The organism is Rubinisphaera italica (assembly GCF_007859715.1).
Taxonomy (GTDB): domain Bacteria; phylum Planctomycetota; class Planctomycetia; order Planctomycetales; family Planctomycetaceae; genus Rubinisphaera; species Rubinisphaera italica.
The window spans coordinates 2123816-2146208 of record NZ_SJPG01000001.1 but is presented as its reverse complement, the minus strand read 5'-3'; the positions used below and the strand labels follow the sequence as shown (position 1 = coordinate 2146208).

Annotated in this window: 21 protein-coding genes; 7 read left to right on the top strand and 14 right to left on the bottom strand. The window is 52.4% G+C overall.

Annotation, left to right across the window (positions count from 1 at the left end):
* Positions 1 to 64: 64 nt before the first annotated feature.
* Positions 65 to 433 carry a VOC family protein gene (locus Pan54_RS08060; protein WP_242631255.1) on the bottom strand — a complete coding sequence of 123 codons (369 nt, stop codon included), beginning with the start codon at positions 431 to 433 and terminating at the stop codon, positions 65 to 67.
* A gap of 24 nt (positions 434 to 457) precedes the next feature.
* Here Pan54_RS08060 and Pan54_RS25795 point away from each other — a divergent pair, with 24 nt between their 5' ends.
* Positions 458 to 598, top strand: a complete 141-nt coding sequence (locus Pan54_RS25795; protein WP_165441667.1) for a hypothetical protein — start codon at positions 458 to 460, stop codon at positions 596 to 598.
* An 11-nt stretch (positions 599 to 609) separates the two neighbouring features.
* On the opposite strand, the gene Pan54_RS08055 is transcribed toward Pan54_RS25795, so the two are convergent.
* The 6 genes from Pan54_RS08055 to Pan54_RS08030 form a co-directional block, all read right to left on the bottom strand.
* Positions 610 to 1260 (bottom strand): class I SAM-dependent methyltransferase, encoded by a 651-nt coding sequence (locus Pan54_RS08055; RefSeq protein ID WP_146502990.1) that lies wholly within the window; start codon positions 1258 to 1260, stop codon positions 610 to 612.
* 16 nt (positions 1261 to 1276) lie between these two features.
* A complete protein-coding gene (locus tag Pan54_RS08050; protein WP_146502989.1) occupies positions 1277 to 1765 on the bottom strand; it encodes a DinB family protein in 489 nt (162 codons plus the stop codon).
* A gap of 143 nt (positions 1766 to 1908) precedes the next feature.
* Entirely contained in the window at positions 1909 to 2685 is a 777-nt protein-coding gene (locus tag Pan54_RS08045; RefSeq protein ID WP_165441666.1) for a helix-turn-helix domain-containing protein, read from the bottom strand.
* Positions 2686 to 3743: 1058 nt separating this feature from the next.
* Positions 3744 to 5345: an amidohydrolase family protein gene (locus Pan54_RS08040; protein ID WP_146502987.1), complete on the bottom strand. Its 1602-nt coding sequence runs from the start codon at positions 5343 to 5345 to the stop codon at positions 3744 to 3746.
* 8 nt (positions 5346 to 5353) lie between these two features.
* Entirely contained in the window at positions 5354 to 7168 is a 1815-nt protein-coding gene (locus tag Pan54_RS08035) for an amidohydrolase family protein (RefSeq protein ID WP_146502986.1), read from the bottom strand.
* 36 nt (positions 7169 to 7204) lie between these two features.
* On the bottom strand, positions 7205 to 8017 hold the full coding sequence (locus Pan54_RS08030) for a dipeptidase (RefSeq protein ID WP_146502985.1): 813 nt from the start codon (positions 8015 to 8017) through the stop codon (positions 7205 to 7207).
* 14 nt (positions 8018 to 8031) lie between these two features.
* Here Pan54_RS08030 and Pan54_RS08025 point away from each other — a divergent pair, with 14 nt between their 5' ends.
* A complete protein-coding gene (locus Pan54_RS08025; RefSeq protein ID WP_146502984.1) occupies positions 8032 to 8421 on the top strand; it encodes a transposase in 390 nt (129 codons plus the stop codon).
* Complete coding sequence (locus tag Pan54_RS08020) at positions 8418 to 9347, top strand: IS3 family transposase (protein ID WP_165441665.1); 930 nt, start codon at positions 8418 to 8420, stop codon at positions 9345 to 9347. The genes Pan54_RS08025 and Pan54_RS08020 overlap by 4 nt, the downstream gene beginning before the upstream one ends.
* A 24-nt stretch (positions 9348 to 9371) precedes the next feature.
* Here Pan54_RS08020 and Pan54_RS08015 read toward each other — a convergent pair whose 3' ends face one another.
* Positions 9372 to 9722 (bottom strand): hypothetical protein, encoded by a 351-nt coding sequence (locus Pan54_RS08015; protein WP_146502982.1) that lies wholly within the window; start codon positions 9720 to 9722, stop codon positions 9372 to 9374.
* Positions 9723 to 9934: 212 nt separating this feature from the next.
* Between Pan54_RS08015 and Pan54_RS08010 the strand changes: the two genes are divergently transcribed.
* Positions 9935 to 10378 (top strand): transposase, encoded by a 444-nt coding sequence (locus tag Pan54_RS08010; protein WP_146502981.1) that lies wholly within the window; start codon positions 9935 to 9937, stop codon positions 10376 to 10378.
* Entirely contained in the window at positions 10372 to 10770 is a 399-nt protein-coding gene (locus Pan54_RS08005) for a transposase (RefSeq protein WP_146502980.1), read from the top strand. Before Pan54_RS08010 ends, Pan54_RS08005 begins: the two co-directional genes overlap by 7 nt.
* A gap of 12 nt (positions 10771 to 10782) precedes the next feature.
* Here Pan54_RS08005 and Pan54_RS08000 read toward each other — a convergent pair whose 3' ends face one another.
* Genes Pan54_RS08000 through Pan54_RS07975 form a run of 6 tightly spaced genes read right to left on the bottom strand, consistent with a single transcriptional unit; the run spans position 10783 to position 19184 of the window.
* Positions 10783 to 12012, bottom strand: coding sequence for a carcinine hydrolase/isopenicillin-N N-acyltransferase family protein (locus Pan54_RS08000; RefSeq protein WP_146502979.1), 1230 nt, complete (start codon positions 12010 to 12012; stop codon positions 10783 to 10785).
* Positions 12013 to 12060: 48 nt separating this feature from the next.
* Positions 12061 to 13578, bottom strand: a complete 1518-nt coding sequence (locus Pan54_RS07995) for a DUF1254 domain-containing protein (protein ID WP_165441664.1) — start codon at positions 13576 to 13578, stop codon at positions 12061 to 12063.
* 19 nt (positions 13579 to 13597) lie between these two features.
* Positions 13598 to 15103 carry a DUF1254 domain-containing protein gene (locus tag Pan54_RS07990; protein WP_146502977.1) on the bottom strand — a complete coding sequence of 502 codons (1506 nt, stop codon included), beginning with the start codon at positions 15101 to 15103 and terminating at the stop codon, positions 13598 to 13600.
* A 44-nt stretch (positions 15104 to 15147) separates the two neighbouring features.
* Complete coding sequence (locus Pan54_RS07985; RefSeq protein ID WP_165441663.1) at positions 15148 to 16614, bottom strand: DUF1254 domain-containing protein; 1467 nt, start codon at positions 16612 to 16614, stop codon at positions 15148 to 15150.
* Between the two features lie 44 nt (positions 16615 to 16658).
* The gene (locus tag Pan54_RS07980) at positions 16659 to 18167 is read right to left on the bottom strand and encodes a DUF1254 domain-containing protein (RefSeq protein WP_146502975.1); all 1509 of its coding nucleotides are present in this window, start codon (positions 18165 to 18167) and stop codon (positions 16659 to 16661) included.
* Between the two features lie 15 nt (positions 18168 to 18182).
* Positions 18183 to 19184, bottom strand: a complete 1002-nt coding sequence (locus Pan54_RS07975; RefSeq protein WP_146502974.1) for a c-type cytochrome domain-containing protein — start codon at positions 19182 to 19184, stop codon at positions 18183 to 18185.
* 309 nt (positions 19185 to 19493) lie between these two features.
* Here Pan54_RS07975 and Pan54_RS07970 point away from each other — a divergent pair, with 309 nt between their 5' ends.
* Positions 19494 to 20975, top strand: a complete 1482-nt coding sequence (locus Pan54_RS07970; RefSeq protein ID WP_165441662.1) for a sulfatase family protein — start codon at positions 19494 to 19496, stop codon at positions 20973 to 20975.
* A gap of 149 nt (positions 20976 to 21124) precedes the next feature.
* Entirely contained in the window at positions 21125 to 22372 is a 1248-nt protein-coding gene (locus Pan54_RS07965; RefSeq protein ID WP_207310084.1) for a sialate O-acetylesterase, read from the top strand.
* Positions 22373 to 22393 lie beyond the last annotated feature (21 nt).

The window sequence follows — 22393 nt, the reverse complement described above, 5'->3', positions numbered from 1 at the left end:
AGACTCTGTTATGACGCTGTGCAACTCAAACACCGGCCCCGCGTCGAGTCGCTGATGGCAGAGTCTACTTGTCGGACCAAACAGCGAATTCGTTTCCGCTTGGTTCTGAAAAGTGAAAGCGCCGGCCACCGGGAAAAGTGAACACCGGCTTAGTGATAACGCCGCCCCATCGTACTATCTTCTGAAGGGTTTCTTCGAGCCGTTCGCTATAGAACACGACCAGTGCCGAACCAGAACTCGTTGAGGCCACGAGTTCCGACTGGAAGAATCCTCCGTCGAGTCCCGCCCCATCAAACGCTGCGTACTCGGGTCCATAGTCAGCAAATGTCCATCCGAAGCAAGATTCGAAGAATGCCTTTGTGGTGACGATGTTGCGTGCAGGTAGTTCGACGTAATTGATTTTTTCGTGATTGTTAGGCATTTGTTGTTTCATTCCTGGTGTTTCAATTGCGGCAGCATGGTTCCGGCACTGCCACCGAGCGGAATTGTCGAGTCTTCTTCGGTAGTTATCCACCGCGATCTCGAACATCGCGGCCGCGGCGTGGCGATCACACTTTCTCCGCATCCGAAACAATCCAAACCGGAGACCCTGTTATGACGCTGTGCAACTCAAACACCGGCCCCGCTCTTCTTTGCTGCGATGAAATAACTAGAGGCTCCGCTATAGATCACTTCAGTGTAAATAGCCTGAAAACCGCCATTCGCTATCAAATCGTCTAGTTCAGAGCTCTTAAGTCTTCTTATGGGGATAGGAATTATTCGAACCGCACACAGTATCCGAACAAACTGAATCTGAAGATTAACCAGGAACGACATCTTGCCCCGCAAGCAAGGTGTTACAGAAATGAATACTCCTTCGGGCTTTAGCATTTCATGAAATCGCTCGACGACATCCTGAGGGTTGGGCACCGTGTGCAAAATGTTGAAAGCTAGAATCGCATCAAACGACTCTTCTTTGTACCTTTCGTCAAAAATATCCGCTTGCAGGAAACTTACGTTCTGCAAGTTTCTCGCGTCCGCTTTCCCCTTTGCTGCTTCAACCATTTTCGATGAGATATCAATGGCGTGAATCTCTTTCACTTGGTTGGCGAGCTCACAGGCCGCAGTTCCTGTTCCACATCCATAATCCAAGACAACATCACCGACCTTCAGGTGCTTCCTCGCGTTTTCTCTGCTCTTCCTGTGGATATGCTCGAATCTTTGCTCGGTCTTGTCATAGTTACCTGCAGATTTGTCCCAAAACTCTTCCGGTTCACTCATTGTCTTTATGCGCCTATTACTGATAAACGGGCTTTAAGCCCAAGGAAGCTCTAACGGTTGCGATTTGTCCTGCGTGCAGGAACTCATGTTGCGAGATACCAATTGCCGCCGCTATGGGATTTGGTGCAAACGCAGCGAGATGTATCGGGGACGGCTGCAACGCAGATTGGTCGTCGAGCGATGTTATCCATCCGTCGACACGCTTACGCGACGTGGTCATGCGAAGGAGAAGCTCGTCACGACTTGGATAGTCGGCAGCGTTATCACTTAACGAGGTCTTTGCCGCAAAAAGTTCACTGTGACCATCAGGAAGGCAACCTGGCTCTCCGGTGAACGCTGAAGCTACCACATCGTCCGATTGAGCAATGTGGCCCATGACCCAGAGGGCATGATTGCCTGCCGCTCCAGCACGAGCTGCCAAATGTTCGTCGGAAAGCGATTCAAGTAAACCCAGGAGAAAGCTCCGCGAGGTTTTCATTCGTTCTATGGCTATGTGTCCAAGCATTTCGTTAACTCGATTAAAATATGCGTAGCGGAAACCCCGTGATGGTAAACGACCGTCACGGGGCGTCTTTATCGCTAAGCGTTGGACTCTACGCAATTCCCGATTAGGGAATGCTGGCGTGTTTGTGGGCCAGGCACGCTGGACTATCCGAGATTTTGAAAGAACTCAGCGGACGCAACATCGAGTGGAAAGAGCAACTCAATACGTAATTCACTGAGAGCAATCTCTAGTGCAGATTCTATCTTCATTACGGTGAAGAACGTTGTAATTACCCGGTCACCGACTCGGAAACGGGGGCCGATTACTTCTGGTCCGCCTTCCGAAGGCTCGGGCCGTTCCACATCGATCATGTGGTCCAATGCCCGCTCAACCAAACGGGCAAGCTCGACATTGTCTGTGCGGGCGACTTCATGGTGCTGCCGATCTATCCACGCCCATGCCACCTCTGCCCAGTTCTCCATGCGGTCCCGATATGGCCCCGGCGAGAAGAATGTATCCACCGCCTGCTCTGGGGACAGCTTTAGGCACTCCGGAAACATCTTGCGGAATGGTCTATTAGCCAACACGATGGCCCCCAGCGAATTGAATGCAGCACCGGGATTCGGCTCGTGATGTTCAAGGATCGATTTCACGGCCCTGAAATATGGCTGCGTTAGCTCATCTTGCAGGTCTCGTTCAGGGAAGCTAGGAGCAAAGCCCGCGGCCACCAGCAGCGCATTTCTGTTTCGAAGGGGAAGGTCGAGTGCCTGCCCTAGACGCAACACAATACTACGCCCTGGGCGTGACCGACCGGTTTCAATAAAGGACAGGTGCCGAGGCGTAGTGCCTGCAGTAAGTGCTAACTGTTGCTGACTCAAGGATGCCTTCTTGCGCCACAACTTTAGCAGCTGGCCAAACGTCGCCTTCGAATTGTTGGTCATTAAGTGCCTTTCTAGCCAGCACATCCGTCGCCTTGTGTGGCGCATCCACGCCCTTAATCAGAAACACTTCACTCACTCGCCGCTGCGTCTGTTGCTTTGCGAGCGTGTCTCCCTTGACGATTCCACTCTATCAGCATCGCTAATTTCAGTCGAGTTGGCTCCATCAGGCGAAAGTACGCAGCTTGTGCTCACGATTCAGATTTCTTATTTGGTTGGCGAAGAAATGATCGTCGGAAACGGACATGGTGGACAGCAGCCATTGCGAATCTTGCTCATCATGTAGAAAAAAGGTGAATGATGACTGATTAGCCCATGCCATTAAATAAGATGTTCGCACAGCTGAAAAACAACTGTCAAAGAAACGGTCAATGCCTAAGCATTGTGACGACCGTGCGTCGGAAGCAAACTTCGAACGCAGGGTCTTGTCGCGTAGTTGGCGATGACCTCAGAGCATTCAAGAAGTCGCTACGAGACAGAGGTATGACACACTTTCCTCTGTTCCGAATCAGCGTCAGTCAAACAGACCGATGCAGCTTGGCCAAATCTCTCGGACCCTTCGGATTCATCGGCCGATGCGTCGAAAATGCACAAGAGGGCGTGGCCGCAGCCGCAAACTTTTTAGTAGCATCGGCCGGTTCGTCATTAGTCACGACCAGAGCCATTCGCGAACTGCCGGATGTCATCACCTTGACTACGATTTTCACGTAACCGAACTGCGGTCGGTGGAAACCACCGCTGTCTCGAACGACAATTCCGTCGTGCTGGAGGCTGATGCAACCTCAGTTCATAGGAATCCTGGAATGAGTGACGTGTTGCCGAGACTTTTTTGCATTCACCTGATACAGGTCAATCCCGTTAGTCTTCGACTGGGAAAAGTCATGACTGTGGAAAAACAACCATTGAACTTCTCTCTGAAAGAGAAGAGAATGCCCAATTGGTTGAGGCAATGGTCGGCATCCAAATGAAATTTAAGCTGAGGATAACATCGATGTTTCTCGATGCCATGTGGCAGGATTCAATTGTAAAGAAGTCGCAATGCTATGCGGTGAACGAATCCGCTAATCACGAATCGCCCGTCGGACCGGTTGTCCGGGATAAACGCCTTTCAAAACCTTCGAATCCTTCACGACAACCGTGCCGTTGACAATGACGTACGGAATCCCCGTGGAAGGCAAGCCGCCGTTCTTCATCGTCGAATTATCTATTACGGTCTTTGGATCGAAGAGCGTGATGTCGGCATCGCAGCCGACCTGAATTCGCCCCTTCTTTGCCATCTGTTGCACGCCGTTGTCCTGCATGAATCTGGCAATCGTGTAGGACATTTTTGAAATAGCCAACATCAAGGGAATATCGACCTTCTCTTCACGCACCAGTCGCAGCAACCGTGCATGCGCCCCGGCACCGCGCGGGTGCCCATTCACGCCATCGTAGGGTGTGTCCCATTCGATCGCCGGTCCGCCGGCTTTCAAGGAATATGCAAACGCATCGCTGCCAAGCACGGTGCTTGGATGGGCCAAGCCGTCGTAAACGGTCTGCTCGGTGGCATTGTAGAACATCACCGATGTGCCCGGAGCGGTCTTCACTAACTCTTCATACCGTTCTTTGGTGAGCGGTTTGAGTGTAGATACTTCGATGATGTCTTTGTAATCGCGTTTCATGTTGCGTTGGTAGTTGTCCGGGTGAAGATAGTCGGCACCGACAATTGTCCCGCCATAATCGTAAGGATAGATCTCTGCGATGACATGAGTCCCACGAGACCGGGCGTCATCGATCATCCGCAAAGCGAACGGCGTATCAGCCAGAGTTTGTGCCGTGATGTGCTGAACAACCAACCCTCCACCGTAAGTCGCTTGTGGAGCCATCATCTCATAGGTGCCAAGAATCCCACTGGCTGGTGGCATCTGGCTGGAGTACCGGCCATGAAGTGCCACGAACGTTTTGTGTTTTCCAGCCAACTGCTGGGCGATGGTCGATTCTTCATTGGTCACTCCGCTGACCATATAACCGGGCACGTGACCAATCGCGATCGCTCCTGCATCCAACCCCTCTTCCAACATCTTGCGGAATCGAACCATATCTTTGGTTGTAGCGATCGTTTTTGACCAGGCCATCGATGTCCGAGTTTCTTTGGGAATCTGCATATCGTAAAGAATGTCGCCCGCAAACTTGGTCTTGAACTTCGGGTTGAAGATCGTTTCGCGGATCGGCATGGTGCCGACCGAAACGCCGTAGTTCGACTGCGATTTCCCCTTGAGAGCGGCATACCACTTGTCGACTTCGTAGACGCCGAGTTCCAATTCCATGGGAGTCGTGACGCCATCTCGCAGTGCGAGTTTCTGCCCGAAGGGTACTGCAACATTATGGTGATGCATGTCGAGAAATCCGGGAGCCACGACCAGCCCCTTTGCATCGATCGAATTGGTTCCTTGAATTGACTCATCAGTAATGGTGGTGATCTTGCCATCCTTGATGCCGACATTTCGAACAGCGTCGAGCTTTGTCTCCGGGTCCATCACACGACCGTTGAGAATCACAAGATCGTAGTCAGCGGCGTTCGTTGAAGCTCCGCTGGAAAGCAGGATTGCAAGAATAAAGAAGTGAAGCTGTTTTGAAATTGACGCGATTGAGCCAATTCGAATGTTGTGCATGTGAAGACGCATATTGTTTCCTATGGTCGGGCGTTGCTTGGGCGATCTGTGGTCTTTCGCTTTTCGATTCGTGCGAGCAGCATGTGGTATTCGCAACAGAAATCAGCGTTTTTGGGAAGCCGACCTGCGAACCAAGAGGGGGAGTGGAGATTGCGCAATTCGGATGAAGCAGTTTCTTTCGAACCCGTGGACTCTTTCAGTCCTGCCTTTGAGTTTGCCATCGGTTTCACATTCGGCTTGATTCCACCGGAGTCAATTGTGTGACTCTTCAACCACTGTTTCTTCGATGCCGGAGTAAACCTCCCTTGAGTTTCAACCGGATAACGAATCGGCTCTCCTGCCCAAACTTTCTGGAATTTGGAATCCTTAACCACCATGTTCCCGTTAACCACCACGTAGGGAATCCCGGTTGTGGGCAGCCCCTGTTCGCCTGCCTTGTAAGTCGCATTGTCCTTGGCATTTTTGGAATCAAAAATAACGATGTCAGCAACCATACCAACCTGTAAACGCCCTCGGACTTTCATCGCGTCCACACCAGCATCACCGAGGTGCTTCGCTGGCCAATAACTAAATTGGGCCAGGCTGAACATCAAGGGCACGTTGTATTGCCGTCCCAATCGCAAGACCTTTCCATGGCAACCTGCGGTTCGCGGATGCCCTTTGTATTCCTCGTACTTGTCATCCCAAGAGAGTCCCGACCACATTGAATCAGCACCGACCGCCATGTGAGGCGTTTTTAACCAGAAAGGGAGCCATTCCTTACGCGGTGGTATGAAGCAGACAATCGTTCGTGCTGGATCACTCTTGGCAAGGTCGAGATACTCATCCTTATTCAGAAATTTGTCCTGCGAGGGATCATAAAGTGTCTCTTCGTATTTATAGCCCATTCCCTTTTCCCATGAGTCAGGTCGGAAGAACTCGGCACCAATTGTTGTTGAACCAGCCGTGTAAGGATAATACTCCGACCACATATTTAGCCCTTTTGCCCGAGCCATTTGCAGTTTCTCTTCGATCTCCCACCAACCGTAGTCATTGTCGTGGCAATAGATCATCGGAGCACCTAACAGGAAGGCATTCGTGAACAACTCGTCGAATCCAAGCGGGGATTCCGTTGGCGTTTGCGATGAGGGATGAAAACGAGGATGTGCAGCCGTTAGTCTGCCGTATCGAGCGGCGGCACGTTGGGCTTCAAACATCTCGTAAGTGGTGACGCCAGTCCGCATATAACCAACGGTTGAAGAGACTCCGATAGCGCCCTGACGGAGACCTTCGTCAAGGATTTTGGAAATGCGGTTCATTTGCTCAATATTGCTGCGAGTTTCCGACCACCCGATAACGCCATCCTTGCCTGCTTCGGCTCTTAACTCTGCGACTGTTGTGGCATCGACGGGGTCGTTGAGTTCGAGCCGATCGTGGACGATCATCCGAGCCCCTTCGTGACTGATCCCAGTACCGTAATTCATGGGCCATTTGTTTTTCTTCGCGGCATACCATGCGTCAATGTTCAGCGCGCCCCATTCCAAATCCATGCCCGTTGTCACGCCATCTCTTAATGCAAGCCGAACAGCGAGTCCGTCCAGTGCATGGTAGTGTGTATCGATGAAACCGGGGGCGACGACATGGCCACTAGCATCGATGGTCTCTTTCCCTTTGATGGACTCGGTTGTGATAGCGGAGATCTTGCCATCCTTGATGCCAACATTTCGAACGGCGTCGAGTTTTGTCTCCGGGTCCATCACGCGACCGTTGAGAATCACAAGGTCGTAGTCGGCGGCCATGATGATGTTGATCGGGAAAAGACTGATCGCAAAAACAATGACGACAGTTTTCAACATAGTTTCTATTCCTATTCTGGCCGGAAAGTCGATCGACTATTGCCCCGTGATCTGTTGGTGAACGCGGATCGCGTTACCGCCGATGAATTTGGCCAGATCCTGGTCAGAGAATCCGCCTTCGAGCAGCATCGCACAAAGCTTGGGGAGATCGGTGAAGTCTGGGAACCACGCTGGCATGCCACCTGAGATATAGTCGGTCGCCCACGCAACATGATCGATTCCAACGGTATCTGCCAACTTCATCACCGCCTCTACGAATGCTTCAGCACTGCCAACGTTTCCGGCGAACGGTGCAACTGCCCATGTGCCGATGACACCTCCCGTTTGCGCAATAAGAAAGGCGTAGTCTTTTGACATGAATCGAGGGAAATCGTAGAGATAGGAACCAAAACGCTTCGAGTTGTACTTCATGAATCCATGGCTGAAGGTGATTGGTCCAGTTGATAATTCCGCAATTTGGTATGCACTTTCGAATGATGCATGCGCACAATCGATAACCATTCCCAACCGGCTTGCCTCGACGATCGCCTCTCGACCGAGTGGTGTGAGCCCCCCAAAGTGCGGTTCATCTTGTCCGTTGTCCCCCAAGTTGTTTTTGACATAGTGAAACGGACAGAATTTTCGCACTCCATCGGCATAAAGCGTTTCGAGTCGCGAAACATCGTTTTCGAGCATATGGCCGCCCTCGGTCGACAGCAGTAACGCAACTTTGCCGGACTCGTAAATGCGATCGATATCGCCGGAGTGTTTCGCAACCTCCATGGGCATGATTTCGAGTAATTCGTCAAGGTTGGCTTTCATATGCTGATAGAACTGCCATGCCTCACCTTTTTCCCAGTCACGATCCATGTGTGCGGTAGCCCATGAAAAACGGACAGTGGCGGGCGATAATTTTTGCCCCTTTGAAAAGTTCGAGATTCATGAGCAAAGCCCCATTCCAGCCGCCGGCCGAAGCGTCTGGTGACCCCAAGCGTCGAGTGTACACCGACGAGTTCAAGCAGGACGTCATCCGCCTGATTACGGATGAAGACTACTCCATCCGTGGCGCGGCCAAGGCTGTCGGCGTGTGTGAGCAAACTGTCCGGAACTGGTATCACAAGCTGGCTCCCAAGCCAGAGCCGATTGGTGAGGACGCATCCGTCGAACAGCTCAAGGCCGAGGTCAAGCGGCTGACCAAGGAACTCAAGCGAGCCGAAATGGAGCGCGACATTTTGGAAAAGGCGACGGCGTACTTCGCGAAGGATCAGCTGTGAAGTACGCCTGGATTGCTGAACATCGGATTGAGTTCTCCATCACTGAGATGTGTCGAGTGCTGAAGGTGAGCCGATCAGGCTACTACGACTCGCTGGACCGGCCTCAGAGCGAGCGGGCCAAACGGACTCTGCGCGTGCGCGAAGCCGTTGCTCAAGTCCATCAGGAAACCGACGAGATCTACGGCTCAAGGAAGATCACTGAGGAACTCAAGCATCGCGATGAACTCGAAACGGCCTGTCGAAACACGGTCGCCAAAGCGATGAAAGAGCTGGGAATCCGCAGCAAAACCGGCCGAAAAGTGTTCCGTCCGACAACGACTCAGGTCGATCCGTCGAAGCGGCCGGCTGCCAATGTGCTCGATCGCGAGTTCACTGCAACGGCTCCCAACCAGAAGTGGGTGACCGACATAACCTACCTGGCCACGGCAGCCGGCTGGGTTTACCTGGCTGCCGTTGTGGACCTGTTCAGCCGCAAGGTCGTGGGCTGGTCTGTGAGCCACTCGTTGGCCACTGACTTGGTTCAGGCGGCTCTCAAGGATGCCATTGAGAAGCGACGTCCTGACGGCTCAAAGCTGTTGCATCACAGCGACCGCGGCTGCCAGTACACAAGCGATTCGTATCAGAGGACACTGCGAACTCTCGGCATCACTTGTTCGATGTCGAGGACGGGCAACTGCTACGACAACGCAGTCGCTGAACGGTTCTTCTGGAGCCTGAAGTACGAGTGGACCAACCATCAGATCTATGCCGATCTGGAGTCTACTCGTGCCAGCGTGTTCAACTACATCGAGATGTTCTACAACGAACGTCGGCGGCATGAAACGCTCGAATACGTCTCACCCAACGACTTCGAATGCCAGTTTCACAAGCGAACGGCCGATCACCGAAGAGTCGAGAAAACCGAGGCGGCTGCAGCGGCCGTCTAACACAAATCCGCCACTGTCCGTTTTTCATGGGCTACCGCAGTGTCCTGGCTTGGCAAAGTTGATCAGCGGAAAGTCGCCTGTAAAGCATATGTAGGCGCACTTGTTGATGCCGGCAATCATCCCTTCGAGATTCTCTTTGAGATGAGCGTCACCCTTGTAGACAGAAGGTGGCATGCCAACCTTGTCAATTCCTCTCGTCTCCCAGACGCCGAGGTGGCTGTGCAAATCCAGACTCGGGTTTTCACGCAGAATCGCCGTCGCTTTTTCCAGGCTATCTGCAGAGAACAGCGATTCGTCTAGAGCCTTGCCGAATTGCTCATCTGAAGAGAGTTCGCTTCCTTTTGTCGTCGTAGGATTAAGGGAAATATGCTCCATGTAAAATGCCTCCAATTTCTCTAAGTATTGGATGCCAGCCATTCTCTTGCGGAGTCGAGCTGACTGTGGTCAAAGTACTGAATCTTCGCCGAGGTGACGGTACTTATTGGTCTCGGTGATCATCACACTAGAGGTAGTTTCAAAACTTCTGATTAATGTGAACGGATTGGCAAGCGAATTGCATACCAGTGCCTCCGAAAGGAGACACTCAAATGTTAATCACCCTGCCGATGTGGCCCAATTTGGGTCGGAATCGAACGGGGGCCAGGACGACTCCGAAGCCGTATCTCAATGATGAGCAATGGAATCTGATCGAAGACCTCTTTCCCGAGCCAGTCATGACCATCGCCGGAGGACGCCCGCGGGTGCCCGCTCGGCGATGTTTGGAAGGCGTGTTATGGGTACTGGTCAGTGGCGCACGATGGAAAGATTTACCAGAACGATACCCCAGTCCTGCAACATGTTGGCGACGACTCAAAGAATGGACCGAGTCGGGCGTGTTCCGCAAGGCGTGGATTCGCTTGTTGGGGCAACTTGACGAGTTTCGCGAGATTGATTGGGAGGAAGCCATCGCCGACGGGACGTTTGCTCCTGCTAAAAAGGGGGCGCATCGGTCGGCAACACGAAGAAAGGCAAGGGAACGAAAATCATGTTGATGGTGGATTCTCAGGGCACCCCGTTGTCCGTTGACATCGCAAGTGCCAACAAGGCGGAAGTCAAGTTGATTGAACCGCTCATCGATCAACGAGCCCTCGATCGGAAACCGGCACGGCTGATGTATGATCGGGCCGCCGACAGTGATCCGCTCCGCAACCGACTGGGCCTGCAACAGATCGAGTTGATCTGTCACCATCGACGAAGCCGAAAGAAACCTGCAACGCAAGACGGACGCGCGGCCCGACGATTGAAGCGACGCTACCGCGTCGAACGAAGCATCAGCTGGTTGTTCAATCATCGAAGACTGACGGTCCGCTACGAACACTATGACCACCTCTATTTCGGCTTCGTTCAACTCGCCTGCATGTTCACGTTAATTAAATGGTTTTGAAACTACCTCTAATCAAAACCCAAATGTGTAGAAGTTGCTCATTCGATCTTCGATGTGATTCGTTCCGGCCACTGGACCAACATCGCCAAGATACCAACGGATATCGATCTCCGGTTTGGAAAGGTCAACATTCACATTGATCAGCGTGCGTTCTTTCGGCCCTGCTTCAGCCTTCTCGTCGTCAATGAACGCGCAATGAATCGCATCGGTCAAACTTGTGGCATCCTCACGTTTGAAGGGGGGCTTCAGTCTTGCGTAGGCATCGTTCAGCAAAACCTGGCGAGTAAATGAATTGTGTTCAGCCTCCATGTTGATTTCAGGAAACGTGTCTGGAGTCGGAAAGAGATGCAACGGATGGTTCGTGATGAAGAATGGTTCGCCCGCTTTGCGATCCACAAAAACATAAGCCTGGGTTTTCTGATCAATTTCAAAAGCGGTCGCATTCCCTTGGCGATCAGCGATCAAGACGTGTGCATTGATCAGAACCTGCGTGAGGTGGTTTCTAAGAATCAAGTGCTTCGCTTCTTCCACCGTCGCACACGTCGAGAGGATGTATCCAAATGATTGAATCATCGTGATCCCGGAAACGTCCATGCCTCCCGAAGGAGATGTTTCGCCTCCCACGCCCCACGGATCATGGAACGCGGTGACATAGAGTCCTTCCTCATTGATGCCGTCAATCCATGGAGAGAGAACCTCGTGTCCACCAACCTGAATTGTCTTGTAACCTTGATCGGGCCGGGTCTCCAGGACGATGCCGCGCTCCCAGCAATTGTGTGCCCCTTCGGGTGGGGTTTTGCCGATGAGTTCACTCCAAAGCACCATCGCCATGAGGTCAAAGTTGCGAGAGGCAAAAGTCGCTCCGGTATCGGTCTTCTCGCAGGGAAGCACGACCGCGGAGCAGGTGTTGGCTCCGAGACTGACACCTCTAGTTGAGTCGTAGAAGTCGTAGGGCAGTGTCGTGCCATCAAAGATGACGTCGTCTTCATCTAGGCCGTAGGCTTTGAGAACTCCCTTCGATTTTTCCAACATTTCGGGCCAGTTCCGCGACAGATACTCTCGGCGGGCCTTTGCGTAAACCGGATCATCATAAACGCAGAGTTTGGTACCGTACTCCTCGCGGGCCAAATTGCCCAAATCGTGGCCAATCTCTTCATTAGTACCGGACACGATGATGTGACGCGGGTGCGTGTAATCGCTGTCCTTGAACTCGTAAACCGGCTCATTCTTTATGATGCTCATTCCGTTTCCTTTTGACGTGCGAATCCAACTCTCAGATCATCGAACTGGTCAATCGATCAATTCAAAGTCGCTCAGTTTCCAGGTCTTGTTGATATAACCTTCGAGTGGGCCGTAAAACCTAAAGACGACGAAGAAGCCTTTTTCGGGGTCAGTCTTAATCCAGTTCTTTTTGTTGACTCCCGCGGGTAATTCCGCACCGAAGTAAACGTCCACTGAACCATCGTCATTGACTTTTGGATCTCGCATGCTGCCAATTGTGATGTTACCACCCGAATTGAGCAGGCTGCGGCTGGTTGGATCGTAAGCGGTCACGGCCCAAAAACGCTTCACGGGTGGGTTTGCCGGTACTCGCAATCGATAGGTCTTGTCACCGATCAGATAGTTGGCCTGTTTGTCTCGGAAACAGGTCAAGTAAGCTGTTCCGACCCCTGGGGTGGTTGAAAGCAGATTTGGCGAAACACAGATCGCCTGATAATGCCACAATGTCCGAGCGTCGATATCGTTATGACCGCGAAACACAAACTCGGTGTTGCGAACGAACATTTTCTCCCAATGTCTTTCTGGCCAATAGTTGATCTCCGGTTCTCGAGATGCATAAGTAATGGCCCGCGACATGGCGACGCCCTGCAGGGCTGCCTTGTGAAAGATCTTTTGCATTCTATCGTCTGGTGCGAACGGTTTACCTTTCTCAATCCCAATCGTTGCGAGATCTCCCAGGAGTTCCTTACTGAATAATTCGGAGGGTTCATGTTGAATAATGTCGTTAAGCAGTTTGAAGTAGGAACCATCTTCGGGTGGAAGTGTATTGGCTCCCTTGCCTGAACAATTCACTGCCTTCCCTCGACGGTTTGGTTCACTCAGTGGATAAACCTTGAGTCTTTCTTCAAACCATTTGACGGCCTGGTCACCGTTACCGACCTCGCCGAATCCTCGCATCATTGCCCAGATCCGATAGCTGGGTGAGTGAAAGACATAGTATCCTTCAGGTGCATCATCCTTGTAACCGGGTGGAAGAAAAAGGTATTTACCGCCTTTGCCCTTGTCTGGTCCCGTCGCTCCGAAGTCCGTCAAGTATTTAAACGCGGCATCGTTCGCGTTGCCGTACATTCCGGCCGGAATTTCCACGACGGTCGGGCCGTCGATTTTTAGATCAATCGAGGCGAACGCGTAGACGGTAATGTCGTTACCTGTTAGATAATTTTCGCTTGGCTTCATGAAGTCCGCTTCGACTCCAATGTCTGAAGAAGTCCTAAAACCAAAATCACGCGTCTGCGACTTCACGATGGTGTAAAGCGACATTGCAGGAAAGAAATCCATGTAAGCCTGAGTCGCCCTTTGCAAATCCAGTTCGTCGTAGAGCTTTCGTGTCGACTGTTTATCAGGAAATGCACCACCTTCGAATTTCAACGTGCCAAAGTTGGTTTCGATGACAGCGGGAGCCGGGACGAAGTCTATCGCCGTTTGCTTTGGTTCATTCGATTTGAACAGATTGGCATCCTGGGCATAAGATACACCAGCAAATGCAAAGACGATCGCGAGGAATGCAATTGGTTTCGATAATTTCATATTCATCATTTCCCTGAAATTAATTGACTAGCTCAATCTCGCTCGGTCGCCACGACTTGTCGATCCAAGCCTGTTCGGGTCCATACATCCGGAAAACAATCCACCAACTTTTGCTGGGGACTGTTTGCAGCCAGTTCGCATTCTTGCCCTCTGGTGCTTCTGGAGAGAAGTAGATGTCGTATGATCCGTCGTCGTTCTTCTGAATTCCGTCGGACTGACTGCCAACTGTCGGAAACTGTTGATCGGTTTGGAGCTGCGACCGTGTCTGAGTGTCATAAACGGTGACGGCCCAGAAGTCTTTCGCAGGCACATTGGGAGGGACGGTGAGCTTATAGGTTTTCGCCCCGTCCAATGCCTGATCGTTTGAGTCGACCATATTCATTGCGTAATCGGAGCCCTTTCCTGGGATCGTCACGGCCATTGCAGGTGAGACGCAGATGTAGCCGAAGTGGAAGAAGATGCGAGCATCAAGAACGCGGGCACCGTTGCGAGTGAACGTCGTGTCCTTGTCGCCGTAAGCCATCAACCAAGGACTGTCTGGACCATAGACAAACTGGCCTGGGTTTCGCGGATAGATCGAGATCGCCCGAGCTGCTCCGTTAGCAATCGCCGCAGCGTCAGAGAGGATTTGCTTCATGCGATCGCTCGGGCGAAATTTCTTTCCCTTCTCGATGCCGATCGACGCAAGCAGGCCTTTGCGTTCCGGCCCCAGGAAGCTGTCCGGCTCAATTTGAATCAACGCGTGAATTCTCTCAAAGAAGCTGACATCGTTGGGCAGAATAGTATTGACAGTCTTGCCGGAAATGTTGGTGAACGACATGTCTTTAGGAGAGGCCGCTCTTGAAAGCGGATAGACCTTAAGGTTGTTGCGAATGTTATCGGAAGCGGCCTTTAAGCCTTTGTCGAGCAGCCCCCGCATGAACAACCAGTGTCCGTAGGTATTGGTTTTGACCACAAAATATCCGTCGGGTACCTCTCCCTTGAAGCCAGGTGGAAGCACCAAATACTTGCCACCTTTTCCCTTATCGGGACCAGCCATTCCAAGGTCAGTCACGTAAAGGAACGCCCTGTCGTTGATCATGCCCAGCATGCCTTGGGGCAATTCGATGACTGTGGGTCCGTCCCGCTTCAAGTCGAGAAATCCCATCGCGTACATCGTCGAAGTATTCCCAGTCAGGAAGAGACTTTTCGAGTCCATCAGCTTGTCGAAGATGACAATTTCATGACATTCATCCGCACCGGCTGCGGCTAGCCCGGCGCGAATCTGTTCCATCGACATCGCGGGAATACAGCTCAAAAAGGCTTCCACGGCTCGGCCGCGATCCATGAAGTCGTAGAGTTTGGTAACAGTCTTCTCTTTTGGAACACCGTCGAAGAATTCGAGAGTACCAATCGATGTTTCCACCTTGTCCGCAACAGTGATCGACGGCGGGACGTCGGACGCCATTTTCAATTTCGGAATTTGAGTCAGATGTGGCCCGGCTATTAACCCGAGCACAGCGATCGCAAGTATGGTACCCTTCATATCTCGTTACTTTCTGGAATGGATGGAGTCGTGTCTGGGCACATCTAATTCACTTTCTCAATTTTGTTCATTGGGAAAGTTTGATCGAAGTACGCTTCTTCCGGGCCGTAGAGACGAAGGTAAACGAAAAACGACTCGCCTTCGTTGGTCTGGATCCAGTTGAGCTCTTTTCCTTTCGGTGCGGTTGGCCCAAAATAGAGATCAACCGATCCGTCTTTGTTTTTGATCAGCCCTTTCGTTCGGGATGAGCGGTCCGAGCGTTTCGTTTTGTTACGGATAATGAGACGATTCTTGATGTCGTAGACTGTCACCGACCAGAAATTGGCAGCAGGCGGATTCGGCTCGATCCGAAGTTGGTAGTGTTTCCCGCCCATCAAGGCGTTGCCGTCCGCATCGTAGTAACTCCCCAAATAGGCTGACCCCTTGCCTGGGACGCGCGATACCATTCCGGCCGACGTCGTCGTGGCTTCAAAACCGTAGGACGCACGTTCGTTAAATTGAGAGTAGTTCTTAAGGTCAATTTTGGGATTCATGCCCGCCATCGCGTCTTCCCATCCAGAGTCACCCCGGTAAAGACTAGTGGCGAACATCTCTTTCGTTTTGTTGAACGAGATTGCCTGGGCCATCGCCATGCCAACATCAAGAGCCTTTTGCATGGTCTCTTTTTGCTTGTCTGTCGGCTTGAACGGCTTGCCTTTTTCGATCCCCAGATCTTTGAGCCAAGCATAGAAGAACCGGTCACGTTCTGCCATTGGTTCGCGCTGGACGTAGGCGTTCACAAGTTTCCAGAAGCGGAAGTCACGAGGTTGAGTGTTGATCATGACCTTGTCGCCCGGTTTGGGGGCGTATTTGATGAACTTCGTTTTGGGTGGCTTCTTTGCCTCAGAGAGTTTATAGGCTTGGACCGCAGTCCTGAGTTTCTTTGCTTCTTCACCCGTGCCAAGTGCCCTGTAGAAGTAAAGCACAAGGAAGGTGTTGGACTGAATGGTCTCCCCCTTGAAACTCTTCGGAGCTTTCTGACCGGGGCCGAGCAACAACAGCGTCTCCGGCTCGCCTGAACCGATTTCTTTGAGTGGCTGCATCCAGGCGTTGTTGACGACGCCGTAGATTTCCCCAGCGGGAAGATCGAGGACAACCGGGCCCGTCTTCGACATATCCGACATTGCGATTGTGTAGGGAGTGGTCACGTTGGCTGTCATGTAGGGATAAACGCCGTCGTAGCCATCACACAAACTGAAGAAGACGTCCTTCTCGCTCATCTTTTGATTTATTAGCATCGCCGGATAAAGCGTTTCAAAGTTCATCATGGGCATCGCCCACGTGACCAATTGCGTGGCACGCTGCAATGCGATTTGCTCATGCAGCAATTCGGCCGTTTTTTTCGTGATTGTCTGATCCTGAAATTTGAGTTTTCCAAGATAGGTGTCCCGCGACGTCTGTGCGGATGCTGATGAGTAGCAAAATGCCGCTAATGCGATCAGGCCAAACGGCAATTGACAGTTGGTTCTCATTGTATGAAGTCCTGAAAGAAGTGATTCTCGCACTAGCGCGGTTGCTATTTGAGAAGTTCCGGATCGCTCGGCTTCCATGTTTTGTCGTAGAACGGTTTCAACGGGCCATAGAGTCGAAAGATGGTGTGCCATCCTTTTCCTGGAACCGATTGAATCCAATTGTTTTCAAACCCTTTTGGAGGCTTGGGGCCAAAGTAAATGTCGTAGGAGCCGTCCTTGTTTTGCACGAGTCCTTTCTGATTGTTGTCCAAACCGGGAAACTGCTGGTCGGTTTGCAGCATGGAACGCGTTTGCGTGTCGTAAATCGTGAACGACCAGAAGTCTTTTGCGGGCACGTTGGGCGGCAGGTGAATCTTGTAAGTTTTGCTGCCATCCAACGCGTTTTCGTCTTTGTCCAGATATGCGATGAGATACTGTGATCCTTTGCCGACATTCTTAATCGCCATCGCAGGCGTGATTCCCGTGGCGTAGAAGTGCATATAGATTCGCGAATCGATAAGTCGCACGCCATCAAGCAGGAAATCGTAGCGTCCTTGAATGAACGGATTGGTCCAGACCCGTTTGCCCGGATAGACATACAATCGTTGATCCCGGGGTCGAGCCGTCAAAGCCCGCGCCGTAATCGCGGCAACATTTGCGGCATCGGTCAGGATTTTTTTCATGCGGGCGTCCGGCTTAAACTCTTTCCCTTTTTGAATTCCGATGGTTGCCAGCCAGCCGAGGATTTCAGGGTCGAGTGCATCGGTCGGCTCACGCTGGATCACGTCATTCAGTTCTTCCCAATATCCGTAATCCATCCGGTGGATGGTGTTGTGAAACTTGCCCGAAACATTCACGAAAGACATCTTTGGAGGATTGTCCTTTTGTGAAAGCGCGTACACGCGGAAGTGCTTTTTGGTGGCGTCAACCGCAGGTTTTGTGGAGCCATCCTCTTGAAAGCCGCGCCACAAGACCCAGTTGCCATGCGTTTCAGTTTTAGCAACGTGATATCCCTCGGGCACGTCTCCTTGATAGCCGGGAGGAAGAATCAGAAACTTCCCGCCCATTCCTTTGTCCGGTCCCGCGTTGCCAAAGTCGGCGACATATTTGAACCATGCATCGTCGATTAGCCCCAGTACATTTGGAGGCGTCTCGATGACCATCGGTTCGTCTCCCAGTTCCAGCCATAACGCCATGTACACAGAGACCGTGTTCGGCGTAAGCCACAACGCTTTGGAGTCCATCAGGTCCTCAAACAATAGAGCCGTTCGATTCGCAGGCCCGAATCCAAGCAAGCCACTTCGCATGGCATTCATTGAAGATATTTGGATCGTTGATAGATAGGCTTGTGTCGCTCGTTGGAAATCGAGTTGATCAAAGACCACTTGAGTTGTTGCAGCATCCGGAACACCATCGGAAGACCGCAGCGTACCAATCGGCGTTTCTAGTATGTCAGGAGTTGAAATGCCGTCGGGAATCTCGGTTGTCATCTTCATTTTCGGAGGTTGATAGGTAGTTGCGAATGCTCCTGCGAACACAGCCGATATTCCAATTAGCGCTAACGTAGTCTTCATAATTGTTCTTTCTAATTACAGACGATGCATGTCAATTACGGTGTGGGAAACCGTTTCCTGAATTGAGATTTGAAAACAATCGAGAAATAATTTGAGTCGCCTGGGATTGCCTTCGCCCAGGATAATGTCCCGGTACACCTCAGGCGTCTGTAGGTTGTATTTGGCATTGAGTGCTCGATGAGCAGCACTGATGTATCGCGTCGTCTTGCCTTCCTTTTTGTACCGCTCAATTTCTTCCTGCTGGGATTGCAACACCTTGGCACGATCAGCCTTCCAGTCCCCGAGCGTCTTTCCTCGCGACTTGTAGTCGTACTCGATGAAAGCCATTAGCAGCGTCCGAACAACGACGAACGCGGCGTTCCGGTACAGAGTGTCGAACGTCGCCGAATCAGCATAGAACAGGGATGCGTAGTCTGAGACCCCTTCTGCGCTGCCTTTGTTGAAAGGCTGCTTCAGCTTGTCCACTTCGCCGATGGTTTGGGCCGGATTCTTGTGAACTCCGAAATAGGTCCGCTTGGCGATATCAAAATGCTCTGGGCTCCTGCGCCACAATCGCTCCGGAGACCCAGCGTCTTCCTGGATTTCGCCAGAGAACAGCTTCTCGTGGTCGACGTAGTTGCCGTAGTGAGGCATCTGTATCTTTTGTTGATAGGCAGCTCCGCGACCCGATCGGGAGATCTCAGATTTGATCCAGCCAACAACTTCCTGGTTCACTTTGTCAGAAGGCTGAGGCTCTTCTTCGGGCGGCATCGTGCCCAGTTCAAGTTGTGCCAGGACCCTCGGCCACTTCTCCGCGTCCCTGGAATCAGTGAAGCCAGAACTCAATCGGCTCAAGTTGACATCGCCCTCGGGTTCGTTCTCACCATGGCACGACTCGCAGTAATCGTTCAGAAAAGGCTTCACAACCTTGTCGAACCCCTTCTTGCTGGCTGCTGCCTGCTTATCTGCATCAGCGGCACGAACTGGAACCACCATGCAGAGGAGCAAACAAACAAAGCCAGAAGCTGCCATCTTCATGCAACGACTCCAATAGTCTTGATCATATCACTTGACGTCGCGGCAACAGCCCATCGGAATATTGCGAGTCAGGAACGCTGGGAGGTATGCTATCATACTTGGTTGTCGCTTTAAAGGACAAGCGCACTGTATGCAGAGCAGTTCTGCCCCGCCCTCGTACGGGACGTTGAACCAAACAAACCGAAGTCGTCAGCACTGACTTCGTCCAAAAGCGGCGAGAAGCCATCATAAATCGATTGTGTCGCACGAAGTGAGTGTCTGATAGCTCCTATGTTCCAAAGCCAAAACACAACTCAAAAGCAGATATACATGTCCATCAACTTGGAACATCGTCTCATACGATCCTGCTGCGCCTCAGGTAGAGACCTCAGTCTGCTGACTTTGATCTTTTCGGCAGCTTTCCTGTTCGCGCAGGAAGCTGTCGCTGGGAAACCAAATATTCTACTTTGCCTCGCGGACGATCAGTCCTTCCCGCACGCCAGTGCATACGGCGAACCGGTGATCAAGACGCCCGTTTTTGATCGTGTCGCCCGCGAGGGTGTTCTGTTTACTCAAGCCTATTGCGCTGCACCGTCCTGTACGCCGTCGCGGAGTGCAATTCTGACTGGTCAGGATATCTGGCGGCTGGGGCAAGGCGGGCAATTGTTCGGAACACTACCCGCTGAGCATCCGGTTTATACGGACCTACTGGCCGCGACCGATTACTTCGTGGGGTATTCCGATAAAGGCTGGGCACCGGGAAGCGTGCAAGCCGGCGGACGCAGTTCGAATCCAGCGGGACGGTTCTTCAAGACGTTTCAGGACTTCTTTAGCAAGACGCCCAAGGACAAACCGTGGTGTTTCTGGTTCGGCAGTCGCGACCCGCATCGTGGCTACCGAAAAGGCAGCGGAATACAGTCGGGCATGGCCCCGTCAAAAGTGAATGTCCCCGACGTCTTTCTAGACACCCCGGAGGTTCGCAGCGACATCTGCGACTACTTTTTAGAGATTCAGCGTTTCGATCAACAGATCGGCGAGATGTTGAAACTGATCGACCGAGCCGGGCAACTGGATAATACGTTGATCGTGATCACCAGCGACAACGGTATGCCTTTTCCACGTGCCAAGGCAAACCTCTATGACCTGGGATCGCGCATTCCGCTCGCCATTCGCTGGCCAAAGAGCGTGCCGCGCGGGCGCACGGTCGATGACTTTGTGAATCTGACCGACCTCGCGCCGACGTTCCTGGAGGCGGCGGGCATGACACCACCTGAGGAAATGACGGGACGCAGCCTGCTGAAGCTGCTGACATCTACGAAATCCGGAAAAGTTGAAGCAGATCGCAATGCGGTCTATACGGGACGGGAGCGGCATGCCTGGTGCCGCATTGACGGCAAGGGTTACCCCGCGAGAATGATCCGGACAGAAAAATTCCTATACATCCGCAACTACGCGCCAAACCGTTGGCCAGCGGGTACCTACCGCATTCGGACTAACGAAGGGCACTACGGAGATATTGACGCCTCGCCGACTAAGGACATCATGATTGAGCTGAGGGATGGGAATCCCCGTCTGTTTGATCTGGCTTTCGGGAAGCGTGCCCGGCAGGAACTTTACGACTGCCGCAAGGATCCGTATCAACAACGCAACCTCGATTCAGACCCTGCGTATGCGGCAACTCTCAAAGACCTGTCCGCCCGACTTACCAAGCACCTTGAGGAAACCGGCGACCCGCGCGAGACGTCCGGTGAGTCTCCCTGGGATGCATGGGAATACCACGGACGAAAGAACTGGCCCATAATTCCGGAGTAGACCCCGACATTGCAAACATATGTAGCGAAAGTCGCCAAGACGTCGCCAAGACTTTTGGTACTTCGAACGTGGCCAAAACTCTTGGCGAGTTTCGATACCCCGACTAAATCCCAGAGAAACGCTCGATGAATCCCAATAAAGGAATATAGATGATGAGAAATACGACAATCCTGATTGCTGCCATTGCGGCTCTCTTCAGCAGCGATGCGAGAGGTGCCGATAAACCGGTCAAGGTCTACATCTTGGCCGGACAGTCAAACATGGAGGGACAGGCCAAAGTCGAGACGTTTGACTATATCGGCGAAGATCCGGCAACAGCGCCTTTGCTCAAGGAGATGCGCGGACCGGATGGCAAACCTCGAGTTTGCAAACGAGTGTGGATTTCCTATCTGACTGGATCGCCGGATCGCGGACTGCTGGGTGAGGGATTCGGTAAGCTCACGGCTGGTTACGGATCGCGAAGTAACCCGGCCGAAGATGGCGGCAAGATCGGCCCAGAATTTACCTTCGGCTTAACGATGGAGAAGGCTTACGACGGTCCGATCCTGATCATCAAGACTGCATGGGGTGGCAAGTCGCTGAACACTGACTTCCGCCCACCCAGCGCTGGGACCTACGGGTTTAACGAGAACCAGTTGGAGAATTTCAGGAGACAGGGCAAGGACATTGAGCAGATTAAAGCCGACAAGGAGAAAGCCTCGGGCCGGTACTACCGACTGATGATCGATCACGTCAAGAATGTGCTTGCGAATCCGAAGCGCGTCATGCCCGATTACGACGCCAATACGGGCTATAAGATCGCTGGATTCGTCTGGTTCCAGGGCTGGAACGACATGGTCGACAGCGGCACGTATCCCGAACGTGGCAAGGCGGGCGTCGGTTATCCGAAGTACAGCGAGTGGATGGCCGACTTCATCCGCGACGTCCGCAAGGACCTGGCTGCTCCGAAGATGCCGTTCGTCATCGGCGTACTGGGCGTCGGAGGGCCGATCGGCGAGGACTACAGTCCGCGATATAAGGTTACGCATCAGAACTTCCGCGACGCAATGGCGGCTCCGGCCAGTCTGCCAGAGTTCAAGGGCAACGTCGCTGCCGTTCGTACCGAGCTGTATTGGGACCAACCCCTTGCGGCTATCGAGGCCAAACTTGGTGAAGTCAGAAACATGGCTCGTCAGCTGAAGAATAAAGCCAAAGGCTCGGCCAACGAAGATGGCAGCATGACGCCCACTCAACAGAGGGAATACGTCGCGGAGTACCGCGCGAAGCTGATCTCCGCGAAGGAGGAGGCAATGTGGGAAAGCGGCGCCTCCAACGGCGGCTATCACTATCTTGGTTGTGCCAAAACCATGGCCCTGATCGGCAAGGCGTTCGCAGAGGCGATCGTCGACATGGAGTAAGCCGCTCCAAAATCCCTTCCG

What these genes read in the sequence shown, in the direction of transcription:
- Pan54_RS08060 (WP_242631255.1), bottom strand. Translation starts at nt 433, where the DNA reads ATGAAACAACAAATGCCTAACAATCACGAAAAAATCAATTACGTCGAA.
- Pan54_RS25795 (WP_165441667.1), top strand. Translation starts at nt 458, where the DNA reads ATGGTTCCGGCACTGCCACCGAGCGGAATTGTCGAGTCTTCTTCGGTA.
- Pan54_RS08055 (WP_146502990.1), bottom strand. Translation starts at nt 1,260, where the DNA reads ATGAGTGAACCGGAAGAGTTTTGGGACAAATCTGCAGGTAACTATGAC.
- Pan54_RS08050 (WP_146502989.1), bottom strand. Translation starts at nt 1,765, where the DNA reads ATGCTTGGACACATAGCCATAGAACGAATGAAAACCTCGCGGAGCTTT.
- Pan54_RS08045 (WP_165441666.1), bottom strand. Translation starts at nt 2,685, where the DNA reads ATGACCAACAATTCGAAGGCGACGTTTGGCCAGCTGCTAAAGTTGTGG.
- Pan54_RS08040 (WP_146502987.1), bottom strand. Translation starts at nt 5,345, where the DNA reads ATGCGTCTTCACATGCACAACATTCGAATTGGCTCAATCGCGTCAATT.
- Pan54_RS08035 (WP_146502986.1), bottom strand. Translation starts at nt 7,168, where the DNA reads ATGTTGAAAACTGTCGTCATTGTTTTTGCGATCAGTCTTTTCCCGATC.
- Pan54_RS08030 (WP_146502985.1), bottom strand. Translation starts at nt 8,017, where the DNA reads ATGGATCGTGACTGGGAAAAAGGTGAGGCATGGCAGTTCTATCAGCAT.
- Pan54_RS08025 (WP_146502984.1), top strand. Translation starts at nt 8,032, where the DNA reads ATGAAAAACGGACAGTGGCGGGCGATAATTTTTGCCCCTTTGAAAAGT.
- Pan54_RS08015 (WP_146502982.1), bottom strand. Translation starts at nt 9,722, where the DNA reads ATGGAGCATATTTCCCTTAATCCTACGACGACAAAAGGAAGCGAACTC.
- Pan54_RS08010 (WP_146502981.1), top strand. Translation starts at nt 9,935, where the DNA reads ATGTTAATCACCCTGCCGATGTGGCCCAATTTGGGTCGGAATCGAACG.
- Pan54_RS08005 (WP_146502980.1), top strand. Translation starts at nt 10,372, where the DNA reads ATGTTGATGGTGGATTCTCAGGGCACCCCGTTGTCCGTTGACATCGCA.
- Pan54_RS08000 (WP_146502979.1), bottom strand. Translation starts at nt 12,012, where the DNA reads ATGAGCATCATAAAGAATGAGCCGGTTTACGAGTTCAAGGACAGCGAT.
- Pan54_RS07995 (WP_165441664.1), bottom strand. Translation starts at nt 13,578, where the DNA reads ATGAAATTATCGAAACCAATTGCATTCCTCGCGATCGTCTTTGCATTT.
- Pan54_RS07990 (WP_146502977.1), bottom strand. Translation starts at nt 15,103, where the DNA reads ATGAAGGGTACCATACTTGCGATCGCTGTGCTCGGGTTAATAGCCGGG.
- Pan54_RS07985 (WP_165441663.1), bottom strand. Translation starts at nt 16,614, where the DNA reads ATGAGAACCAACTGTCAATTGCCGTTTGGCCTGATCGCATTAGCGGCA.
- Pan54_RS07980 (WP_146502975.1), bottom strand. Translation starts at nt 18,167, where the DNA reads ATGAAGACTACGTTAGCGCTAATTGGAATATCGGCTGTGTTCGCAGGA.
- Pan54_RS07975 (WP_146502974.1), bottom strand. Translation starts at nt 19,184, where the DNA reads ATGAAGATGGCAGCTTCTGGCTTTGTTTGTTTGCTCCTCTGCATGGTG.
- Pan54_RS07970 (WP_165441662.1), top strand. Translation starts at nt 19,494, where the DNA reads ATGTCCATCAACTTGGAACATCGTCTCATACGATCCTGCTGCGCCTCA.
- Pan54_RS07965 (WP_207310084.1), top strand. Translation starts at nt 21,125, where the DNA reads ATGATGAGAAATACGACAATCCTGATTGCTGCCATTGCGGCTCTCTTC.